Source organism: Streptomyces sp. bgisy130 (genome assembly GCF_057708345.1).
On record NZ_JBYISA010000012.1, the window covers coordinates 67,165 to 88,756 of the forward strand.

General features: G+C 72.8%; 15 protein-coding genes. 7 read left to right on the forward strand and 8 right to left on the reverse strand.

What is annotated here, in order from left to right; all coding sequences use genetic code 11:
* Positions 1 to 41: 41 nt before the first annotated feature.
* From AC3EUV_RS18150 to glgX, 6 genes are all read right to left on the reverse strand, one after another.
* Positions 42 to 2,321: a M4 family metallopeptidase gene (locus AC3EUV_RS18150; protein ID WP_432141967.1), complete on the reverse strand. Its 2,280-nt coding sequence runs from the start codon at positions 2,319 to 2,321 to the stop codon at positions 42 to 44.
* A gap of 390 nt (positions 2,322 to 2,711) precedes the next feature.
* Complete coding sequence (locus tag AC3EUV_RS18155) at positions 2,712 to 4,547, reverse strand: ABC transporter ATP-binding protein (RefSeq protein ID WP_432141968.1); 1,836 nt, start codon at positions 4,545 to 4,547, stop codon at positions 2,712 to 2,714.
* Positions 4,547 to 6,526: an ABC transporter ATP-binding protein gene (locus AC3EUV_RS18160; RefSeq protein WP_435603343.1), complete on the reverse strand. Its 1,980-nt coding sequence runs from the start codon at positions 6,524 to 6,526 to the stop codon at positions 4,547 to 4,549. Before AC3EUV_RS18160 ends, AC3EUV_RS18155 begins: the two co-directional genes overlap by 1 nt.
* 28 nt (positions 6,527 to 6,554) lie before the next feature.
* Positions 6,555 to 8,447 carry an ABC transporter ATP-binding protein gene (locus AC3EUV_RS18165; protein WP_435603344.1) on the reverse strand — a complete coding sequence of 631 codons (1,893 nt, stop codon included), beginning with the start codon at positions 8,445 to 8,447 and terminating at the stop codon, positions 6,555 to 6,557.
* Positions 8,444 to 10,378 carry an ABC transporter ATP-binding protein gene (locus AC3EUV_RS18170; RefSeq protein WP_432141971.1) on the reverse strand — a complete coding sequence of 645 codons (1,935 nt, stop codon included), beginning with the start codon at positions 10,376 to 10,378 and terminating at the stop codon, positions 8,444 to 8,446. Before AC3EUV_RS18170 ends, AC3EUV_RS18165 begins: the two co-directional genes overlap by 4 nt.
* 84 nt (positions 10,379 to 10,462) lie before the next feature.
* Positions 10,463 to 12,718, reverse strand: coding sequence for a glycogen debranching protein GlgX (gene glgX, locus AC3EUV_RS18175; protein WP_435603345.1), 2,256 nt, complete (start codon positions 12,716 to 12,718; stop codon positions 10,463 to 10,465).
* A 239-nt stretch (positions 12,719 to 12,957) separates the two neighbouring features.
* On the opposite strand from glgX, the gene AC3EUV_RS18180 reads away from it, so the two are divergent.
* The 7 genes from AC3EUV_RS18180 (at position 12,958) to AC3EUV_RS18210 (ending at position 19,656) form a co-directional block, all read left to right on the forward strand.
* Positions 12,958 to 14,274 carry a L,D-transpeptidase gene (locus AC3EUV_RS18180; RefSeq protein WP_432141973.1) on the forward strand — a complete coding sequence of 439 codons (1,317 nt, stop codon included), beginning with the start codon at positions 12,958 to 12,960 and terminating at the stop codon, positions 14,272 to 14,274.
* 176 nt (positions 14,275 to 14,450) lie between these two features.
* Positions 14,451 to 15,692, forward strand: coding sequence for a L,D-transpeptidase (locus AC3EUV_RS18185; RefSeq protein ID WP_435603346.1), 1,242 nt, complete (start codon positions 14,451 to 14,453; stop codon positions 15,690 to 15,692).
* 83 nt (positions 15,693 to 15,775) lie between these two features.
* Positions 15,776 to 16,543: an enoyl-CoA hydratase/isomerase family protein gene (locus tag AC3EUV_RS18190; protein WP_435603347.1), complete on the forward strand. Its 768-nt coding sequence runs from the start codon at positions 15,776 to 15,778 to the stop codon at positions 16,541 to 16,543.
* 264 nt (positions 16,544 to 16,807) lie between these two features.
* Positions 16,808 to 17,347: an ATP-binding protein gene (locus AC3EUV_RS18195; RefSeq protein ID WP_432141976.1), complete on the forward strand. Its 540-nt coding sequence runs from the start codon at positions 16,808 to 16,810 to the stop codon at positions 17,345 to 17,347.
* A 126-nt stretch (positions 17,348 to 17,473) separates the two neighbouring features.
* Positions 17,474 to 17,983, forward strand: coding sequence for a hypothetical protein (locus AC3EUV_RS18200; protein ID WP_432141977.1), 510 nt, complete (start codon positions 17,474 to 17,476; stop codon positions 17,981 to 17,983).
* A 57-nt stretch (positions 17,984 to 18,040) separates the two neighbouring features.
* Positions 18,041 to 18,823: a DsbA family protein gene (locus AC3EUV_RS18205; RefSeq protein ID WP_435603348.1), complete on the forward strand. Its 783-nt coding sequence runs from the start codon at positions 18,041 to 18,043 to the stop codon at positions 18,821 to 18,823.
* Positions 18,820 to 19,656 carry a cytochrome c biogenesis CcdA family protein gene (locus AC3EUV_RS18210; protein ID WP_435603349.1) on the forward strand — a complete coding sequence of 279 codons (837 nt, stop codon included), beginning with the start codon at positions 18,820 to 18,822 and terminating at the stop codon, positions 19,654 to 19,656. Before AC3EUV_RS18205 ends, AC3EUV_RS18210 begins: the two co-directional genes overlap by 4 nt.
* 170 nt (positions 19,657 to 19,826) lie before the next feature.
* Here the strand turns inward: AC3EUV_RS18210 and dgt are convergent, their stop codons facing one another.
* Both dgt and AC3EUV_RS18220 read right to left on the reverse strand, forming a co-directional pair.
* Positions 19,827 to 21,152: a dGTP triphosphohydrolase gene (gene dgt, locus AC3EUV_RS18215; protein ID WP_435603350.1), complete on the reverse strand. Its 1,326-nt coding sequence runs from the start codon at positions 21,150 to 21,152 to the stop codon at positions 19,827 to 19,829.
* 61 nt (positions 21,153 to 21,213) lie between these two features.
* Entirely contained in the window at positions 21,214 to 21,567 is a 354-nt protein-coding gene (locus AC3EUV_RS18220; RefSeq protein ID WP_432141981.1) for a hypothetical protein, read from the reverse strand.
* Positions 21,568 to 21,592 lie beyond the last annotated feature (25 nt).

Here is a 21,592-nt window from a genome sequence, read left to right on the forward strand (position 1 = left end):
CCTATGTCACACCTGAGTGACCGCTGAGTGACGGCTCCCTGTCAGAAGGTCATCTTCCAGCCGTTGATGTAACCCGTGTCCTGGGAGTAGACGTCCTGGACCCGCAGCTTCCAGGTGCCGCTGGCCTTCTCCGAGGAGGCGTTGACGGTGTACGTGGTCTTCACGTTGGCCGCCGAGTCGAACGCGCTGGCGTTCTTCAGCCGGTAGGCCGTGCCGTCCGGGGCGACCAGGTCCACGACCAGGTCACCGCGGTAGGTGTGCACGATGTCCACCGCGACCTTCAGCGTGCTCGGCGCGTTGCCGCTGCGGCCGACGTTGATCGGCGAGGTGACCGCCGAGCCCGCGTCCGGGATCTGCACATCGTCGGCGTTCTCGAAGACATTGCCGCCGCCGGCCGCGTTGACCGTCCAGGTGAAGGCGGTGGTGCCGGTCTTCTTCGCGGCGTCGGTGACCGTGACCGTCACATTGCTGGTCGCGGCCGTGGTCGGCGTACCGGAGATCAGACCCGTGGTCGCGTTGAGCGACAGCCCGGCGGGCAGCCCGGTCGCCGCGTACGACAGTGCGCCCGCGGTGCCGCTGCTCGCCTTGATCTGGAGGCTCGCCGCCTGGCCCACGGTGCTGGTCTGGTTGCCCGGGTTGGTGACGGTGACGCCGCCGCCGTCGGGGACGCGGGCGCCGACGTTGACCGCCGCCCAGGTGTTGGCGACCGTGTTGTACGAGGCGCTGCCCTCACCGAACAGGTCGGCGGCGGCCTTGAGGGTGGCGGTGCGGGCGGCCGCGTAGTTGGTGTTGGCGCTCATGTACTGGCTGAGTGCCTTGAACCAGACCTTCTCGGCGTTGGCCCGGCCGATGCCCGGGACCGGCAGATTGTCGAAGGTCGGGCTGTCGTAGTGGACGCCGCCGATGTCCTTCGGGCCGCTGCCCTCGGACAGCAGGTAGAAGAAGTGGTTGGCGACACCGGACGAGTAGTGCACGTCCTTGTTGCCGACGTTGCTCGACCAGTAGTCGGCCGACGCACCGTCCTTGGACGGCTTGTCCATGTAGCGCAGCGGGGTGCCGTCGCCATTGATGTCGATCTTCTCGCCGATGAGGTAGTCACCGGGGTCGGAGGTGTTGTTGGCGTAGAACTCCACCGCCGTACCGAAGATGTCGGAGGTCGCCTCGTTGAGGCCGCCGGACTCACCGCTGTAGGTGAGGTCGGCGGTGGCCGCGGTGACACCGTGCGACATCTCGTGGCCGGCCACGTCGATGGCGGTCAGCGGGGAGTTGTTGCCACTGCCGTCGCCGTACGTCATGCAGAAGCAGCCGTCGTCCCAGAAGGCGTTGACGTAGCTGTTGCCGTAGTGGACCCGGGAGTAGGCGCCGACGCCGTCGCCCTTGATGCCGCTGCGGCCGTGCACGTTCTTGTAGTAGTCCCAGGTCTCCTGGGCGCCGTAGGCCGCGTCCACACCGGCCGTCTGGGCGTTCTGCGGGGTGCCGTCGCCCCAGGTGTCGTCGGCGTCGGTGAACAGCGAACCGGTGCCGGACGAGCCGTGCTTGAGGTCATACGTCTTGTGGCCGCCGCGGGTGGCGTCGGTCATCGAGAAGTTGGGCGCCGAGCCCGAGGTCCCGATGGTGACCTTGCCGCTGTACTCGCTGTTGCCGGTGCCGGTCCTGATCCCCTGGTACTCGAAGATCTTGGCGCCGGTCGTGGCGTCCGTGATGACGTGCAGCTGGTTGGGGGTGCCGTCTTCCTGGAGCCCGCCGACCACCGTCTCGTACGCCAGCAGCGGCTTGCCGTCGGCGACCCAGACCACCTTGCGCGGGGCCTTCGCGGCCTCGGTCTTCTCCGAACCGCGGGCCTGCGCCGCCTTGACGGCCTTCGCCGCGGCCGTGGCCGGCTTCACCTTCGCGGTGGTGCTCGCGACCTTCAGCTGGGAGCGCACGGCCTTGGTGACACCCTTGAGCGTGCCGCCCTTGCTCTCGTGCACCACGAGGTCACCGCCGAGGACGGGCAGTCCGTCGTAGGTGCGCTCGTAGCGGGTGTGAACGGTGCCGTCGACATCCTTCGAGACGTCCTTGACGACCAGCTTCTCCTTCGCGCCGAGCTTCAGCTGCCGCGCGGTCTCGGCGGTGGTGGCGCCGGCTGCCCGTATCAGCTCCGCACGCTGGGACGGGGACAGCTTGGCCGGCAGGGCGCCGGGATCGGGGGTGGCATGCGTGGTGCCCGGCCGCGGGGCGGCCGCCGTGCCGGTACCGGCCTGAACGCCGACGGCCAGCATCGCCGTGACGGCGACGAGTGCGCCGGTCGCGACGGCGCGTCCATGGGGGGTGCGTCTCACACTGACTCCTTCTGCGGTGGCCGCCACATGACGATGCGGCCGAGGGGGACCGGGCGGCGAACGGCCGTCCGGGCAGAGCGAGGCAGAACTCTTGGAGCGTGTGGGGGGAGACGTACGTGAGGTGCTGGGTGTTCGGGTGGAACGGATGGCGCGAGTGGTGCGGGTGGAACTTCCCGGCCGCGGGGTGTGGTGCTGTGGGGACCCGTGCGGCGGTTGCCGGGAAGAGTCCCACCGTCGGCGGCTTGTTGTCAGGCTCCGTTCAACTAATTGGCCGGAAACCGTCCGTTGCCCGAAATTGGCGTCCGGAAGTCGGACGGAGGGCTGAACGTCCGTACGAGGCGGGACTGGCCGCGCCCGCCCGTACGGAGCGTCCGCTGCGGGGCACAGCCCCTAGCTGTGCCACGAGCGCCACAGGCCGGCGTAGGCCCCGTTCGCCGCCACCAGGGCGTCATGCGTGCCGAGTTCGGTCAGCCGGCCGTTCTCCATGACGGCCACCCGGTCCGCGTCATGGGCGGTGTGCAGACGGTGGGCGATGGCGATGACCGTACGGCCCGTCAGGACGGCGGCCAGGGCGCGTTCGGTGTGCCGCGCCGTCCGCGGATCGAGCAGCGCGGTCGCCTCGTCCAGGATCACCGTGTGCGGATCCGCCAGCACCACACGGGCCAGGGCCAGTTGCTGCGACTGGGAGCCGTCGGGGCGATGGCCGCCGGCGCCCAGCTCGGTGTCCAGGCCGGCCGGCAGCTCCGTGGTCCACTCGGCGCCCACGGCGGCCAGTGCGGCACACAGCGCGGCGTCATCGGCGCCGGGCGCGGCGATCTGGAGGTTGTCCCGGAGGGTGCCCAGGAACACATGGTGCTCCTGGGTGACGAGGACGACCTGGCGGCGCAGCGCGGCCGGATCCAGCGCGGCGACCGGCACCCCGCCGACCGTCACCGAGCCGTGCCGCGGCGCGTCGATCCCGGCCAGCAGCCGCCCCAGGGTGGACTTTCCGGCGCCCGAGGGGCCGACCACGGCGAGGCGTTCACCGGGGCGGACGGTCAGGTCCACACCGTGCAGCACATCGCGGTCCGCGGCGGGGCCCGGGCTCCCGCCCCCGTAGGTGTAGTGGACGGCGGTGACCTCGATGCGGTCGTCGGCGGGGAGGGCGGGGGAGGACTCCGCGGCAGGGTGCGGGAGGGCGGCCGCGGAGGCCGTCCGCGTTTGCGGGGCCTGGCCCAGCCCCTCGACACGGGCGAACGCGGCGCCGCTGCTCTGGAGTTGCTCGGCCCAGAACAGGACCGTCGCCAACGGGTCGGACAGCTGCCGCAGATACAGCGCCGCGGTGATGACCACACCCAGGCTGATCCCGCCCCGCCCGTGCAGCACTCCGCCGGCCAGCAGGACGGCGACCACCGGGACGACATAGGCGACATCCACGGCCGGCAGCAGCACACTGCGCAGGAACAGCGTGCGGGTGCGGGTGCGGCGGCAGCGCTCGACGGCCTGCTCGCTCGCCGCCGTCCGGCGCTCCTGGAGCCCCAGCGCCTCGACGGTCCGGGCGCCCGCGGCGGTGGCCGCCAGCAGCTCGGCGAGCGCCGAGGTCGCCGCGCCCTCCGCCAGATACGCGCCGTGCGCCCGGCGCAGATACCAGCGGACCGCGAACACCCCGCTGAACACCCCCAGCCCGCACAGGCCGAGCAGCGGATCGAGCACCACCACCGCACCCAGCAGGAGCAGCGCCTGTGCCGCGGCGACGCACACCTCCGGCACGGCGTCCCGCAGCGCCCGGGCGACCGAGGTGACATCGGCCGTCCCACGGGCCGTCAGATCGCCGGTACCGGCCCGCTCCACGACGGCGGCCGGCAGCGCCAGCGCCCGCTCCACGTACTGCTCGCGGACCCGCGCCACGGTCCGCTCGCCGAAGCGGTGCCCGACGTACCGGGCGTAGCGCGCCAGCAGCAGCTGCACCAGCCCGCACGCCAGGATGACCAGCGCCAGCCGGTCCACCGTGCGCACGCCGCCGCCGGACCGCACCGTGTCCACGATCCGGCCGAGCAGCAAGGGGCCGGCCAGTCCGGCAACGGCCGCCAGGGCGTTCAGCGCGAGCATCAGGGCGACGGCCCGGCCGTCCCGCCGGACCAGCCGGAGCGCCGCCCGCCGGGTCGTGGCCGGATCGGCCACCGGCAGCGCCGCACCGCCCGGCAGCGCGTCCCCGGACCGTGCGGGCCGGGTGGCGGTCGCCGTCATCACGCGTCCTCCTTGGGCATGGGGGGCATGGGGGTCACGGGGGGCTTGGGGGCGTTGGGGCGGGGGGCTGTGGCGTTGTCCGTGCCGGTCAGGTCTTCGCCGCTCCCGTCCGTGCCGGTCAGGTCCTCGCCGCTCCCGTCCATACCGGCCCCGCCCGTACCGGCCTCGTCCGTACCGTCCCCATCCGTACCGTCCCCGCCCGTGTCGTCCTCGTCCTCGCCGCGGGCCACCAGGCGGCGGTATCCGGGCTTTTCGGCCAGGAGTTGACGATGGCTGCCGGCGGCGGCGACCCGGCCGCCGACGAGGAAGTACACCTGGTCGGCCCGGTCCAGCAGCAGGGGCGAGGTGCTGGTGACGACGGTCGTACGGCCCGCCCGCGCGCGGTGCAGCCGGGCCGCGATACCGGCCTCGGTGTGCGCGTCGACCGCGGAGGTCGGCTCCACCGCGAGCAGCACCTCGGGGTCGGCCAGCAGCGCCCGCACCAGCCGCAGCCGCTGCCGCTGCCCACCGGAGAGATTGCGGCCCTGCGCCTCGACCGCCGAGTCGAGCCCGTCCGGCAGCCCGCGGACGATGTCCTCGGCCAGCGCCGTCCGGACCGCCTGGTCGATCGCCTCCTCGGTCCGGTCCCGGCGCCCGCCGACCACCTCGCGCAGCGTCCCCGCGAACAGGTCGGCTTCGTTGTCGGCGACCAGGATCCGGTCGCGGACCCGCGGCAGCGGGAGCGCGTCGAGACGGACCGCGCCCCAGGTGGCGGCCGAATCCGCGAACCGGCCCAGACGATCGACCACCGCCGCCGACTCGCCCGGCCGGGCGGCAGCCAGCGCGGTCAGCAGACCGGGCACCACCTCGACGCCGGACGCCGGATCGCGCAGCACGGCCGCGGCCTCGGGGGCGTCCCCGGCCACGTTCCCGGTCTCGGGGGCGTCCCCCGCCGCCCTCCCGGTCACGCTCCCGGCCGCGTCCCCGGAGCCCTCCGCGGCATCCGGCTCCAGCCGCAGAAACCGGACCACCCGCCGGGCGGCGACCAGCCCGCGGGTGAGGTCGTAGCCGCCCTCGATGAAGAACGAGACCGGCACCACCAGCGCCGCCGCGTAGCCGTAGACCGCCACCAACTCGCCGACGGTGATGGTCCCCTGTGCCGCCATCCTGGCCGAGAGCCAGGTCACCGCGGCCAGGAACAGCGTCGGCAGGCCGACCCCGAGGGCCTGCACCCAGCTCGTCACCGCACCGACCCGGTAGCCCTCGTCCCGCAGCTCCCGCGCCTCGCGCCGGTGACGGTCGGCGAACACGTCCTTGCCGCCCAGGCCGTTGAGCACCCGCAGCCCGCCGACCAGGTCCGTCAACCGGGCCGCCAGCCCGCTCTGCCGCTCGCGGTACCGCGACTCGGCGCCCTGTAACCGCCCCAGCAACGGCCCGACCAGCAGAGCGAGCAGCGGGACACCCAGCAGCACCACCCCGGCCAGCAGCGGCGAGACGGTCAGCAGCAGCACGGCGACGACCCCATAGGCCAGCACCCCGCCGACACCGGGCCCGGTCATCGTCAGCGTCTGACTGATCACCCCGACATCGCCGATCCCGATCGTGACGACCTCCCCGGCCGTCACCTTGTGGGGCAGCGCGGCCCCCAGCCGCAGGGTGTGCGCCACCAGGACCCGGACCGTACGGAAGGTGGCGTCCATGCGGATCCTGGTCATGGTGCGATGCCGCATGACCGCCAGCCAGGCATTGGCCACCCCGACCCCGAACAGCACCGCCACCCAGCCGAGCAGCACCGGCATCCGGCCCGGCACCAGCCCCTCGTCGATGGCCCGGGACAGCACATAGGGCGGCAGCATCAGCCCGACCATCCACAGGCTCCCGTAGGTGGCGCCCGCCGCCACCCGCCCCCGCTGGCTGACCACCAGCCACCACACATAGCGTCCGGCACTGCGGTGGTCGGGGATTCCCGGCCCCCGTGCGGTCTCGGTCCCGTTCCTCATCGCGCCCCCTCGCGTCGTTGTTGCCGCCCTACCCCACGCTGTCCCGCCACGCCTGGTGCAGCTGCGCGAACCGGCCCCGCGCGGCGATGAGTTCGTCCGGCGGGCCGTCCTCGACGATCCGGCCGTCGGCCATGACCAGGACCCGGTCGGCGATGTCGACGGTCGAGAGGCGGTGGGCGATCACCAGGGCCGTACGGCCCTCCAGAACAGTGTCCATCGCGCGCTGCACCGCGCGTTCGCCGGGTATGTCCAGGGAACTGGTGGCCTCGTCGAGGATGAGCACGGCCGGGTCGGCGAGCAATGCCCGTGCGAAGCCCACCAGTTGGCGCTGGCCTGCGGAGATGCGGCCGCCGCGCTTGCGGACATCGGTGTCGTAGCCGTCCGGCAGCGCGGTGATGAAGTCATGGGCGCCCAGGGCCTTCGCGGCGCGTTCGATCTCCTCGCGGGTGGCGTCCGGGCGGCCGAGGGCGATGTTGTCGGCCACCGTCCCGGAGAACAGGAACGCTTCCTGGGTGACCATGACGACGCCCCGGCGCAGCGCGGCCGTGGACAGCTCGCGCAGATCGACGCCGTCGAGCAGCACCTGGCCCTCGGTGGGGTCGTAGAAGCGGGCCAGCAGCTTGGCGAGGGTCGACTTGCCGGCGCCGGTGGCGCCCACCACAGCCACGGTGGACCCGGCCGCGAGGGTCAGATCGAAGCGGGGCAGCACCTCGCCTCCGGTGCGGTAGGCGAAGCGGACCTCGCAGAAGGTGACCTCGCGGCCCGGCCGGCCGGCCACGACGGGCGGCAGCGTGGCCGATGCGGCCGGTTCCGGGACGCCGGGCCGCCGGGCGAGCAGTCCGGCGATCTTCTGGAGCGAAGCGGCCGCGGACTCATAGGAGTTGAGGAACATCCCGAGCCGGTCGATGGGGTCGTACAGCCGGCGCAGATAGAGCACCGCGGCGGCGAGGACGCCGAGCGCCAGGCCGCCCGTGGCCACGCGGTAGGCGCCCCACAGGACGATCGCGGCGACCGCGATATTGGCCACCACCCGGGAGGCGACGACATAGCGCGCCATCTCCAGGAGCGTGTCGCCGTTGAGCCGGGCGTGCTGGTGGTTCAGCCGGGCGAAGGCGGCGTCGTTCGGGCGCTCGCGGCGGAACGCCTGCACCGGCCGGATGCCGTTGAGGGTCTCGGTGAACTTCACGATGACGGCCGCCATCGCCGTGGACTTCGCGCCATAGGCCCGGTGCGAACGGTGCCGGAAGGAGCGGACGAGGAGGGCGAGCGGCCCGGCGGAGGCGAGGGCGGCGGCACCCAGGCCGCCGTCCAGCCAGAGCAGCATCACGGTGATGTAGGCCGACGAGAGGATGACCGTGATCAGCTCTTGCAGCCCCTCGTCGAGGAGTTCGCGCAGTGCCTCCACATCGGTGGTGGCGCGGGAGATCAGCCGGCCGGACGTATAGCGCTCGTGGAAGTCCAGGCTCAGCGCCTGGCCGTGCCGGAAGATCCGGCCGCGCAGATCGAGCAGCACATCCTGGCTGACCCGCGCGCTGAGCTCGATGAAGCCGAACTGGAGCCCACCGGACACCGCCGCGCACAGCACCGCCGCCACCGCCACGGCGAACAGCGGCCCGTGGTCGCCGGCCCGCAGCGCCGGCACCACCCGGTCGAGCGCGTAGGCGACCAGCAGCGGACCGGCCTGTACGGCGGCCTGCTGGAGCAGCAGCACGACGGCCACCAGCCCGACGCGGCGCCGGTGCGGGGCCAGCAGGGAGGCGAGGAGGGTGCGCGCGGCCCCCTTGGGGGCGGGCAGGGCGTCGTGGGCGAGCGCGTCGGGGGCGAGGTCCGCGGGCTCCGGGGGCTCCGGGGTGGGCCGTGGCCGGGGGCCGGGGCGGTCCTCGGGGTTGTCGGACGGGCGGCCGGTCGTGGTGGTGGTCATCGGGCGCCCTCTCCGTCGCCGGACATCAGCGTGGCGTACTCGGGGTGGTCCCGGAGCAGTGTGTGGTGGGTGCCGACGGCGGTGATCCGGCCGCCGGACAGCAGGGCCACCCGGTCGGCGAGCAGGACCGTGGACGGCCGGTGGGCGACGACCAGGGCGGTGGTGGACGCCAGGACCTGCCGCAGCGCCGCCTCCACCAGGGCCTCGGTGTGCACATCGAGGGCGGACAGCGGATCGTCGAGGATCAGGAAGCGCGGCCGGCCGACCACGGCACGGGCCAGGGCGAGCCGCTGCCGCTGCCCGCCGGACAGACTCAGGCCCTGCTCACCGACCTGGGTGGCCGCGCCCTCGGGAAGGGCGTCGACGAAGCCATCGGCCTGCGCCACCTCCAACGCCCGCCGGAGGTCGCTCTCCTGGGCGCCCTCGCCGCCCATCAGGACGTTCTCCGCGGCGGTCGCCGAGAAGAGCGTCGGCTCCTCGAAGGCCATCGCGACCAGCGCACGGACCTCGTCCCGGCCGAGGGACGCCAGATCGCGCCCGTCGAGGCTGATCCGGCCCGCGGTGGGGTCGTACAGCCGCGGCACCAGCGCCGTGAGCGTGGTCTTGCCGCTGCCGGTCGCCCCGACCAGTGCCATCGTCTCGCCGGGGTGGATGTGCAGGGTGATGTCCTTGAGCAGCGGCGGGGAGTCGGCCGGCGCGTCCGGGTAGCGGAACTGCACGCCGGAGAAGACCAGGCCGCCGGGGGCGGGGGACGCCGGGGTGTGCCGTATTGGGGCGTTCCGTATCGGTGGGTCCGCCGCCCGTGCGTCCGCGGCCGGTGCGTCCCGTGCCTCCGCGTCCCGTGCCTCCGCGTCCCGTGCCGCCGCACCGCGGGCCGCCCCATCCCGCGCCGCTGCGTCCCCCGCCACTCCATCCACCGCCGGGACGTCCAGCACCTCGAAGTACCGGTCGGTGGCTGCCGCCGCCTCGTTGCTCATGGCCAGCAGGAAGCCGATCGACTCCACCGGCCAGCGCAGCGCCAGGGCGGTGGACAGGAAGGCGACCAGGGTGCCCGCGGACAGCGCGCCGTCGGCCACCTGGAGGGTGCCGAGCACCAGCGCGCCGCCGAGCGCGAGCTCCGGCAGGGTGGTGTTGCACCCCCAGATCCACGCCAGCAAGCGCGCCTTGCGGAGCTCGGACGTACGGAGCGCGCGGGTCAGCCTCCGGAAGGACTCGGCCTGGCTGCGATGGCGTCCGAAGCCCTTGATGATGCGGATGCCGAGCACCGACTCCTCGACCACCGTCGTCAGATCGCCGAGCTGGTCCTGGGTCCGGCGCGCCGCGCGCCCGTACTTCGCCTCGAAGACGGAGCACAGCACCATCAGCGGCAGCACCGGCGCCAGCAGCACCAGCCCCAGCGACCACCGCTGGGCCAGCAGCAGCACCGCGCCCACCAGGATGGTGACGCCGTTGACCAGCAGAAAGGTCAGCGGGAAGGCGAGGAACAACCGCAGCGTCTGGAGATCGGTCGTGCCGCGCGACAACAACTGGCCCGAGGACCAGCGGTCGTGGAAGGCGACCGGAAGGCGCTGGAGATGGCGGTAGAGCGCCTCGCGCATCGCCGCCTCCACCCCGGCCAGCGGGCGCGCCACCAGCCAGCGCCGCAGCCCGAACAGCAGCGCCTCCGCGAGCCCGAGCAGCAGCAGATACCCGCCGCCGAGCCACGCCCCGCCGGGATCGCGCTCCGCCACGGGCCCGTCCACCAGCCACTTGAGCACCAGCGGAATGACCAGGCTGACGCAGGAGGCGAGCACCGCCACGAAGGCGGCCGTGAACAGCCGTGCCCGCACGGGCCGGGCGAACGGCCACAGCCGCACGAGCGAGCGCACGGCGGAGCGCCGGGGTAAGTCGGTCGGATCGGTCCGGTTCGTCGTCTGCGCGGTGTCAGCCATCACTCGCGAGCGTAAGGCGCGGCACTGACAACGCTCACCCGGATTTCGGCCGACGGTCCGTCCCGCGCCGCCGCGCCGTATGCCTCAGTCCGGCACCGCCCGGAACAACAGCACCGACCGCCCGTCGAGCGTGATCGGCGCGCCCGCCGCGTACGGCGCCTCCGCTGCCCCCGGCTGGTCCTCCAGCGCGGTGTCGACGAGGAGTTCGTAGCCGCCGGCCCAGGGCGGACCGGGGAGGGTGAACGGGCGCGGCCGGTCGCCGGCGTGGAGCACGGCGAGGAAGCTGTCGTCGACGATCCGCAGGCCCCGGGCGTCGCGCTGGGAGATGTCGTTCCCGGAGAGGTACATGCCGAGCGTGGCGCCCGGGGTGTACCAGTCCTGTTCGGTCATCTCCGTCCCGTCCGCGGTGAACCAGGCGAGGTCGCGCAGACCGCCCCGCTGATGCGGCCGGCCGGAGAAGAACGCCCGGCGGCGCAGGACGGGATGGGCGCGCCGCAGGGCGATGAGCCGGGCGACGAGACCGGCCAGCGGGCGCCACTCCGGGTCCTCCAGGAGCGACCAGTCGAGCCAACTGGTCGCGTTGTCCTGGCAGTAGGCGTTGTTGTTGCCGTGCTGGGTGCGGCCCATCTCGTCACCGGCGACCAGCATCGGCACGCCGGTCGACAGCAGCAGGGTGGTCAGGAGGTTGCGCAGCTGGCGCCGGCGCAGCGCGCGGACGGTCCGGTCGTCGGTCTCGCCCTCGGCGCCGCAGTTCCAGGACCGGTTGTCGTGGGTGCCGTCGCGGTTGCCCTCGCCGTTGTCCGCGTTCCGCTTGTGCTCGTAGCTGACCAGGTCGCGCAGGGTGAAGCCGTCGTGTGCGGTGATGAAGTTGACCGAGGCGTACGGGCGGCGGCCGCCCCAGGCGTAGAGGTCGCTCGATCCGGAGAGCCGGTACCCCAGATCGCGGACATCGTGCTGGGCGCCGCGCCAGAAGTCCCGGACGGTGTCGCGGTAGCGGTCGTTCCACTCTGTCCACAACGGCGGGAAGGCGCCGACCTGGTAGCCGCCGTTGCCCACGTCCCAGGGCTCGGCGATCAGCTTGACCCGGCGCAGTACCGGGTCCTGGGCGATCACGGCGAGGAACGGGGAGAGCATGTCGACGTCGTGCATGGAACGGGCCAGCGCGGCCGCCAGGTCGAAGCGGAAGCCGTCCACACCCATTTCGGTGACCCAGTAGCGCAGCGAATCGGTGATCAGCCGCAGTACCTGGGGCTGGACGACATGCAGGGTGTTGCCGCAGCCGGTGTAGTCGGCATAACGCCGGGCGTCGCCCGCCAGACGGTAGTAGCCGCGGTTGTCGATGCCCCGGAGGGAAAGCGTCGGCCCCAGTTCACCGGCCTCCGCGGTGTGGTTGTAGACGACGTCGAGGATCACCTCGATACCGGCGTCGTGCAGCGCCCGCACCATCCGCTTGAACTCGCCGACCTGCTGCCCGCGGGTACCGGTGGCGGCGTATCCGGCGTGTGGCGCGAAGTAGCCGATGGAGTTGTAGCCCCAGTAGTTGCGCAGCCCCCGGCGCACCAGGTGGTCCTCGTGCGCGAACTGGTGCACCGGCAGCAGTTCGACGGCGGTGACCCCGAGCCGGACGAGGTGCTCCAGCGCCGCGGGGTGCGCCAGCCCGGCGTACGTGCCGCGTAGCCGCTCCGGGATGCCGGGGTGACGCATCGTGAAACCCCGTACATGCAGCTCGTAGAGCACCGAATCCGGCCAGGGCGTCTTGGGCCGGCGGTCGTCCCGCCATTCGTCGGCACCGCCCTCGCCCCCGGTGTCGTCGCCGACCACGACGCCCTTGGGGACGTACGGCGCCGAGTCCCGGTCGTCGCGCACGGTGTCGGCGACCTGCTGCTGCGGCCAGTCGCGGACGTGCCCGTACAGCTGGGCGGGCAGCGCGGCCCCCGTGCCGGACCCCTCCGTACGGGTGCCGAAGTCGCCGTCCACGGCTCGGGCGTACGGGTCGAGCAGCAGCTTCGCCGGATTCCAGCGGGCGCCGGACCAGGGGTCCCAGCGGCCGTGCACCCGGTAGCCGTAGCGCTGTCCGGGGCGGACACCGGGCAGGAAGCCGTGCCAGATCTCATGGGTGAGCTCGGTCAGCGCATGGCGCGTCTCGCGCTCCGCGTCGTCGAAGAGACACAGCTCGACCGCCTCGGCGCCGCCCGCCCACAGGGCGAAGTTGGTGCCGGCGGTGCCATCGGGGCCGGTGCGGTACCGGGCCCCCAGGGGAGTGGGGCTGCCGGGACGGATGTCCGCGGGTGGGGCGAGTGGTTCGTCCGCCACTGCCTCCTGCTCGGGTGCGCTCGACACGTGCCCGCCTCCTGCGGCTCATGGCTCGGTCGGGCGGTGGGTCCCGGCATGGCGGTGTCCACCAGCGTGCGCTGGGGAATCCGGCCGTGCAGGTGTCCGCCCTCCCCGTTGTTCTTCCCGCAACCGGGCGTTGCCGCACGCTTCCCGTGGGAGGCTCCTCGCACCGCTCCGTTCCGTCGATGACATCCCGTTACGCGGCATACATCCGTACTCAGGCATCATCCAGCACAATGCGGTATATGACCGCCCATCAGCAGGACCGAGCAGGGGACCGAGCGAAGCGCCGCGGCGGCGCCCGGGTGCGGGGCCGGCTGCCGGACCGGTCGGGGCGCCCCGCGGCCCGTGGCGCGGCGGCGCGGGCGGCCCGCCGCACCCGTCTCGCCCTCGTCGTCCTGGCCGGGCTCACCGGGGCGGCGGCACTGGCCGGCTGCGCGGACCCGGAGGTCTTCACCGGCGGCAAACCGCCCACCCCGGAAGGCACGATCACGGTCGTCCCGCACAACGGCGCGCGCGGCGTACGGGCTGACGGGCGGTTCGAGGTCCGGGTGCCGGCGGGGCGGCTGGAGCGGGTGGCGGTCAGCCGGACCGGTGACGCCGCCCGGCGGCCCGTCGCCGGGCGGATCTCGCCGGACGGCCTGACCTGGCGGCCCGCCCCCGGGCGTCTCCGGCTCGGCGCGAAGTACACCGTCGACGCGGTGGCGCTGGACGGTGCGGGCCGCCGCTTCGCCCGCCACACCACCTTCACCACGGCCGCCCCGGCCCGCCACGTCGTCGGCCACTTCTCGCCCCAGCGCGATGCCACCGTGGGCACCGGCCTGATCTTCTCGATGGTCTTCAGCCGGCCGATCGCCGACCGCGCGGCCGTCGAACGCGCCGTCCGGGTCAGCGCCCGGCCCGGCGTCGAGATCGCCGCCCACTGGTTCGGCCGCCGGCGGCTGGACTTCCGGCCCCGCGACCGCTGGCGGCCGGGCACCGAGATCACCGTGCAGCTGCGGCTGCGCGGGGTGAAGGCCGCCCCGGGCGCCTACGGGACCCAGCGCCGCACCGTCCGCTACCGGGTGGGCCGGGACCAGGTCAGCACCATCGACGCCGCCCGGCACACCATGACCGTGCGGCAGAACGGCCGGGTCGTGGCGGTGCTGCCGGTCACCGCGGGCGACGACGAGAACCCCACGTACAACGGGCGGATGGTGATCCTGGAGCGCCATTCGATGACGCGAATGGACGGCGACACCGTCGGCTTCGGCGGCGAGTACGACATCCCGGACGTGCCGCACGCCATGCGCCTCACCAGGTCGGGGACCTTCCTGCACGGCAACTACTGGGCGCCGCCCGAGGTCTTCGGCGGCGTCAACACCAGCCATGGCTGCGTCGGACTGAAGGACATCAAGGGCGGCGGCCCGAACACCCCCGCCGGCTGGTTCTTCGGCCACTCGATCGTCGGCGACACCGTGGTGGTGCACAACTCCCCGGAGCGCACGGTCGCCCCGGACAACGGCCTCGGTGGCTGGAACATGCCGTGGGGGTTGTGGCGCGCCGGGTCCGCGCTGCGCTGACCCGCGCGCGGCCGTCCGCGGCAAGTGCCCCGCACCACCCCCGCACTTGGGACTAAACAGTGACATTCACGGGGAGTTCACTGTCACCGCGGTGTGGTTATCTAACGGCAAGCGCGCGGCTGTCCGCATCCGCGCGCGGGGGACCGCGGGCCGTGCGAGGGGAAAAGGGGCCAGTCGTGAACGTCCAGCCGAATTCGGGGGTGCCGGCTCACCGGCGTCGGTGGCCAGACAGGAGCGGGGGCCCGCTCGCCGTGGTGCTCGCCGCCGTGCTGCTGCTGGTGGCGGGGTGCGGTGGCGATGACGGTGACGGCAAGAAGGCCGGCAAGGCGGGCGGGGACAAGGACGCCGCCTCGCAGGCCGCCGTGACGATAGCGCCCAAGGACGGCGCGGACGAGGTCGCCACGAGCGGCGCGCTGAAGGTGACCGCCCAGAAGGGCCGGCTCAAGTCCGTCAAGGTCAAGGACGGCAAGGGCAATGAGGTCGACGGGAAGATATCGGGCGGCGGCGCCGTGTGGAAGCCGAGCGGCCATCTGGGCGCCTCGACGAAGTACACCGTCGACGCGATAGCGGTGGACGGCCAGGGCCGCGAGGCCGCCGAGCACTCCGGCTTCACCACCCTCGTCCCCAAGAACACCTTCATCGGCCAGTACAGCCCCGAGAACGGCCAGCGGGTCGGCGTCGGGATGCCGGTCTCGATCCGCTTCACCCGCGGCATCACGCACCCCGCGGCCGTCGAGGACGCTATCAAGGTGAGCGCCAAGCCGTCGGTCCCGATCGAGGGCCACTGGTTCGGCAACGACCGGCTCGACTTCCGCCCCGAGAAGTACTGGGCTCCCGGCACCAAGGTCACCCTCAAGCTCGACCTCAACGGCGTCGAGGGCCGGCCCGGTGTCTACGGCACCCAGGCCAAGGAGGTCTCGTTCACCGTCGGCCGCAGCCAGGTCAGCACGGTCGACGCCAAGTCGAAGAAGATGACCGTGGTCCGCGACGGGAAGACGATAAAGACCATCCCGATCACCGCGGGCGCGCCGGGCACCGAGACGTACAACGGCAAGATGGTGATCAGCGAGAAGCACCTCGTGACGCGGATGAACGGGGACACCGTCGGCTTCGGCGGGGAGTACGACATCAAGGACGTGCCGCATGCGATGCGGCTGAGCACGTCCGGCACCTTCATCCACGGCAACTACTGGTCGGGACGCGCGGCGTTCGGCACCCGCAACGCCAGCCACGGCTGTGTGGGCCTCTTCGACCAGCGCGGCGGCGGCGACGGCTCCACCCCGGCGGCGTGGTTCTTCCGCAACTCCCTCATCGGCGATGTGGTCGTCGTCAAGAACTCCCACGATGAAACGATCCAGCCGGACAACGGCTTCAGTGACTGGAACATGTCCTGGGAGAAGTGGAAGGCCGCTCAGTAGGACGGCCGGAAGGCGACCGGGCCCGCTGCACTGTGACCGAGTGCACCGGGCCCGGCGTCGTTAACGCGTACTAACCTTCCGGCATGACTGTGAATCTCGAGGTCGCCGACGGCGTCGGCACCATCCGCCTGGACCGTCCGCCGATGAACGCACTGGACATCGCCACCCAGGACCGGCTGCGCGAGCTGGCCGAGGAGGCCACCCGCCGCGATGACGTCCGCGCGGTCGTCATCTGGGGCGGGGAGAAGGTGTTCGCGGCCGGCGCGGACATCAAGGAAATGCAGGTCATGGATCACGCGGCGATGGTCGTGCGCTCCAAGGCGCTCCAGGACGCGTTCACCGCCGTGGCCCGGATCCCCAAGCCGGTGGTCGCCGCGATCACCGGCTATGCGCTGGGCGGCGGCTGCGAACTGGCGCTCTGTGCCGACTTCCGGATCGCGGCCGACAACGCCAAGCTCGGCCAGCCGGAGATCCTGCTGGGGCTCATCCCGGGCGCCGGCGGCACCCAGCGGCTGGCGCGGCTGGTGGGCCCGTCCAAGGCCAAGGACCTGATCTTCACCGGCCGTCAGGTGAAGGCCGACGAGGCGCTCACCCTCGGTCTGGTCGACCGGGTGGTGCCGGCCGCCGAGGTCTACGAGCAGGCGCACGCCTGGGCCGCGCGGCTGGCGGCCGGCCCCGCGCTGGCGCTGCGGGCCGCGAAGGAATCCGTCGACGGGGGTCTGGAGACCGACATCGACACCGGCCTCACCATTGAACGCAACTGGTTCGCGGGGCTGTTCGCGACCGAGGACCGGGAGACCGGCATGCGCAGCTTCGTCGAGGAAGGTCCCGGCAAGGCCAAGTTCCGCTGAAACAACTGGTGTTGACGGGGCATCTGAGGTTTGGCCGGGACGTGATGCCCCTTGTGGGGGAATGATGCACAGCTTAATTGCGCCTTAAGCCAACCTTGTTGAGGCTTTCCGCCCGCCCTCTGGATGCCGAGCGTCGTCGCAGGTCAGCAGGTGCGACCCGGAACCTTAACTGCCTTTGGCATATGTCTCGGCGCGGGGAGGGAACCGGCGATTCCGGACAGCGGATTCCGTCGGTTCCACCCCCGTGACCGTCAAGTAACGGCCATGATGGGGGGCATGGCGGGCCTCGAAGGAATGGAGCAGCCGCGGCCGCGGAGCGAACCGGCCGCCGCAGGACGGGGCATCCCGGGCGCGGACCGGGACCGGGCCCCGGCTCGCCGCAGACCGGTGTCCGCGGCAGCCGAACCGGCCGGCGATCCGGCCCTCGGTGAGGTCCGGCTCCCCTCCCGCCCCCAGTCCGCCGGTATCGCCCGCCGGCTCACCGCCGCCGTCCTCCTCAAGCAGTGGTCCCTGACGCCCCAGCTCGCCGAGCACGCGGTGCTGCTCGTCTCCGAGCTCGTCGGCAACGCCGTACGGCACACCGGCGCCCGCACCTTCGGGCTGCGGATGCTGCGCCGCCGTGGCTGGATCCGCATCGAGGTGCGCGACCCGTCCCGCGGACTCCCGTGTCTCATGCCGGTCCAGGAGATGGACCTCAGCGGCCGCGGTCTCTTCCTCGTCGACACGCTCTCCGAACGCTGGGGCGTGGATCTGCTGCCCCGCGGCAAGAGCACCTGGTTCGAGATGCGGATCGCCGACCGCTGAACACCGGGCCCCGGCCCGGCCTGCCGGCCCGCGACAGGCGCCGGGGTCCGGCGGTGCTCCGCTCGCGCTGCGGCGATCCGTAGGATGGGTTGTTCATGCTCGCGCGAGGTACGGAGAGGGAGGGACATGCACCCTGTGCGCCGGTCGGCCGCGCTGACGCTGCTGCTCCTCCTCGCCGTCACCTTCGGGCCGCTGCTGTGCCGGATCGGCGGCGACCAGGCGTGGCTGGCGGGCCGGGCGGCGACGGCCGCGGCGGACTGGCGCGCGGGTGACGCGACGCCCGTGGTTGCCCCGGATACCAGGGGCCCGGCGGACGGGACCGCCACCGCGCGCCCGGCCACCGCCCCTCCGAACACCGCCCGCCCGGCCGCCGCCCAGCACGGCCCGTGGCTCGACCCCGCCGCCCCGCTCGCCGTCGCCAAAGCACCCAAGAGGTGCTCGGACCGGCATGCGCCGGGGCCCGACGAGACCGTCCCGCTGCCCGCACCGCACCGCGGTGAACCCCTCGCCCCCGCCACCATCGGCCCGGGGCCGCTCGCCGCGGATCTGCCCGCGCAGTGCGCGCTCGCCCGGCCACCGACGGACAGCGCGTCCGTCATCGACCACACCGCGCTCCTCCCCGTACTGCGGATATAGGCCGCTGCCCCGACGCACACGGCCCGAAATCCCCCTCCGTACGTCTGGAGCTTCCGCATGCCCGTTTCCGCCTCTCCCACCCGCAAACTGGCCGCCGTCGGCGCGGTCATCGCCCTCGTCGTCGCCCTGATCGCCATCGCCGTCGCCGTCGGCTCGTCCGTCGAGGGCGACCGCGACACCGGCGGCACCGACGCACCCGAGGCCGCCGCCTCCACCGACCCCCAGGTGGACCCCGCCCAGCAGAAGATGTTCGACGACCTCGCCAAGCGGACCAGCCGGCGCGCGGACGGCGACCCGCTGGCCATCGGCAAGAAGGACGCCCCGGTGGTCCTCGTCGAATACGCCGACTACCAGTGCTCGTTCTGCGGCCGCTTCACCCGGGAGACCCAGCCCGGCCTGACCAAGAAGTTCGTCGACCAGGGCACCCTGCGCATCGAATTCCGCAACTTCACCGTCTTCGGCGCGCACTCCGAGCGGGCCGCCCGCGCCTCCTGGGCCGCGGGGCAGCAGGGCAAGTTCTGGCAGCTGCACGACGAGCTCTACGCCAAGACCCGCAAGGGCGCGGCGCTCGCCGAGGACAAGCTCGTCGAGATGGCCCGCAAGAGCGGCGTGGACGACCTCGACAAGTTCCGTACCGACATGAACAGCGCGGACGCCGAGCGGGCGCTGAAGAAGGATCAGGACGAGGGCTACCAGCTCGGGGTCCAGTCCACCCCGTCCTTCCTGGTCAATGGCCGTCCGGTGGCCGGGGCCCAGCCCCAGGAGGTCTTCGCCCGGGCCATCGAGGAGGCGGCGGCACGGGCGAAGCACGGCACGGCGGACAAGGGAGCCGGCAAATGACCGACATCGGCTATCTCGCGGCGTTCCTGGGCGGCGCGCTCGCGATGCTCAGCCCGTGCAGCGCACTGCTGCTGCCGGCGTTCTTCGCGTACTCCCTGTCCACGCCCGGCCGGCTGGTCGCCCGTACCGGCGTGTTCTATCTGGGACTGGCCACCACGCTGGTGCCGCTCGGCGCGGCCAGTACGGCGGCCAGCCGGCTGTTCAACGGCCACCGCGATCTGCTGATCGCCGTCGGCGGCTGGGTCGTCATCGCGATGGGCCTCGCCCAGATCCTCGGCCTGGGCTTCGCCTCCCGGCGCGCCCAGGCCGCCGCCGCGCGGATCACCCCGCGATCGGCCGTCTCGACGTTCCTGCTCGGCTGTGTCTACGGCCTGGCCGGGTTCTGCGCGGGGCCGATCCTCGGCGCGGTGCTGACGGTGACGGCGGTCAGCGGCTCGCCGGTGTACGGCGCTTCGATGCTCGCCGTCTACGCGCTGGGCATGGCGCTGCCGCTGTTCGTACTGGCGCTGCTGTGGGACCGCTGCAAGCTCGGCACCCGGGGCTGGCTGCGGGGCCGTGAATTCACCCTCGGCAGGCTGCGGTTGCACACCACCTCGCTGCTGTCCGGGGTGTTCTTCATCGGCATCGGCGTGCTGTTCCTGCGCTTCAACGGGACCAGCGCGCTGCCCGGCATCCTCGACGCGGACAGCGAATTCCGGGCCGAGGAGTGGGCCACGCGGCTCGGCAACGGCGTCCCCGAGGCCGTACTGATCGCGATCGCCGCCCTGGTCGTCGCCGGGGTGCTCGGCCGGCTCGCGCTACGGCCGGAGAAGAAGCGGGACGGGGGAGATTAGGCGGGGTGGGGCGGGGCGTCGGGGGACGGGTCGGCGGGCGGGAGGCTTGGGCAACGTGCGGCCCGTCCTTCCGCCCCGACCGCCCCGTCCTCCCGCCCCGTCCTCCGGCCCCGTCGTTCCCGGGCCCTCGGCCGGTTCACCGGCCGCCTGCTGCGGTACCGGCTCCGGCCTCAAAGCCACACGTTGTCGTTGACCGAGCCCAGGCCCGTGCCGGACAGCCGCCGGTGGAGGGCCAGCGCCTGATCCTCGGTCAGCGAGGCGACATGGTCCGCGGCGGCCCGCAGGCGGTCGCCGTGCAGGGCCAGCTCCTCGGCGCGGTCCGGCGGCAGCAGCTCGGGCGCGTCATGGCTCCAGCGCAGCAGCTCGCTCACCACCCGCCGCTTGCCGTGCTGCTGGGTGGCCAGCGCCGGCCGGTCGATGACATAGCACCACACCAGCTCCTTGAGCAGATCACAGGCGGCCCGCCGGTCCGCCGGGATCACCAGCTGCGCCCCGTAGCGGATCGCCGCCGCGCCGCCCACCTCCAGCGCGATGCCCCGGGTGAAGTACGAGATCAGATCCGCGGTGCGGCGATTGACCGCCACCGCGTCCTCATGGCTGCCGCTGTACGGGGCGGGCACCGCCAGCCGCTTGCCGATGTCCTCCATCATCACCAGCGCGGCCGCCCGGTCGAACGCCTCGCCCGCCCGCGCCCGCTTGGCCTGCACATAGTCCAGGAAGCGGCGGGTCTCCCGCTCGGTGTCACTGCCCGCGGCGCCGTCCGGCGGGAACAGCGCGGCCAGCGGGATCAGGCCCGTGCGATAGAAGTCCTCGACGTCATGGCAGGCGTAGGTGACATCGTCCGCCCAGTCCATGACCTGTTCCTCGACCGGTACGGCGGTGTCCGTACAGCCGGCCCGCACCCAGGAGAACGCCTCCCGGTCGGCGACGTACACGCCCCACTTCACATGCCGCGCCGGGTCCTGGTCGACGGGCGCCCGCTCCCACGGGTACTTCGTGGCGGCATCCAGACAGGCGCGGGTCAGATGCAGCCCGCGGTGGCCCGGGTATTTGTGGGCGGCGAGGAAGGTCAGCACTCGCAGGGTCTGCGCATTGCCCTCGAAGCTGTCGAGCACACCGTCCGCGAAGTGCAGTTCGTCCATCGTGGCGCGCAGCGCCAGCTCACCCGCGTGTCCGAAGGGCGGGTGGCCGATGTCGTGCGCCATGCACGCCGCCTCGACGAGCGCCGGATTCGGCCCGCCGTACTGCCGCTCCAGCCGCTCCGCCATCCGCCGGCCGAGCTGTGCCACCTTCATCGAGTGCGTCAGCCGGGTGTGGTACGCGCCCAGCTCGGCGCTCGCCACCACCTGGCTCTTGCCGGCCAGCGCCCGCCACTGTGTCGAGTACAGGATCCGGTCGACGTCATGCTCGAACCCGGACCGCTGCCCGTCGTCGGGCACCCGTCGCTGGAGGGAGTGCTGCTCTAGATCCTCATCGCTGTATGTGGCAGGTCGCATGCGCGGATGGTAGTCCTGCCCCGTTCACGGGGCCCCTCCCGGCCCACAGCACCCACCGGCGCTAGGCACTGAGGCGTCTCCGCCAGCGCGGATGCGGCCGGGCGTGCGGGCGGGTGTGCGGAGGGTGGGCGTCCGCCCGGCGGCGGCGGTCGTTGCAGAGCAGGCACTTCCCGTAACCCGGCGGAAGGGGATCTTCCGGGTCGCCGTACAACGGGTCGACCGCACCGTGCGGATGCAGGGCGCAGCCGGTCGGGCCGGTCTCCGCGCCCAGCGAGCTGGCGGCGGTCAGTGCTTGGCGGAGGACGTCGACGAGCTGGTCCGCGTCGCGCCGGGTGGGCGCGGACTGCAGCGTCGAGGCAAGGTCGGAGGCGGTGGTCAGCGCGGTCTGGAGTTCGCGCAGGTTTGCGTAACCCATGTCCCGGAGCGTAGGCGGCCCCACT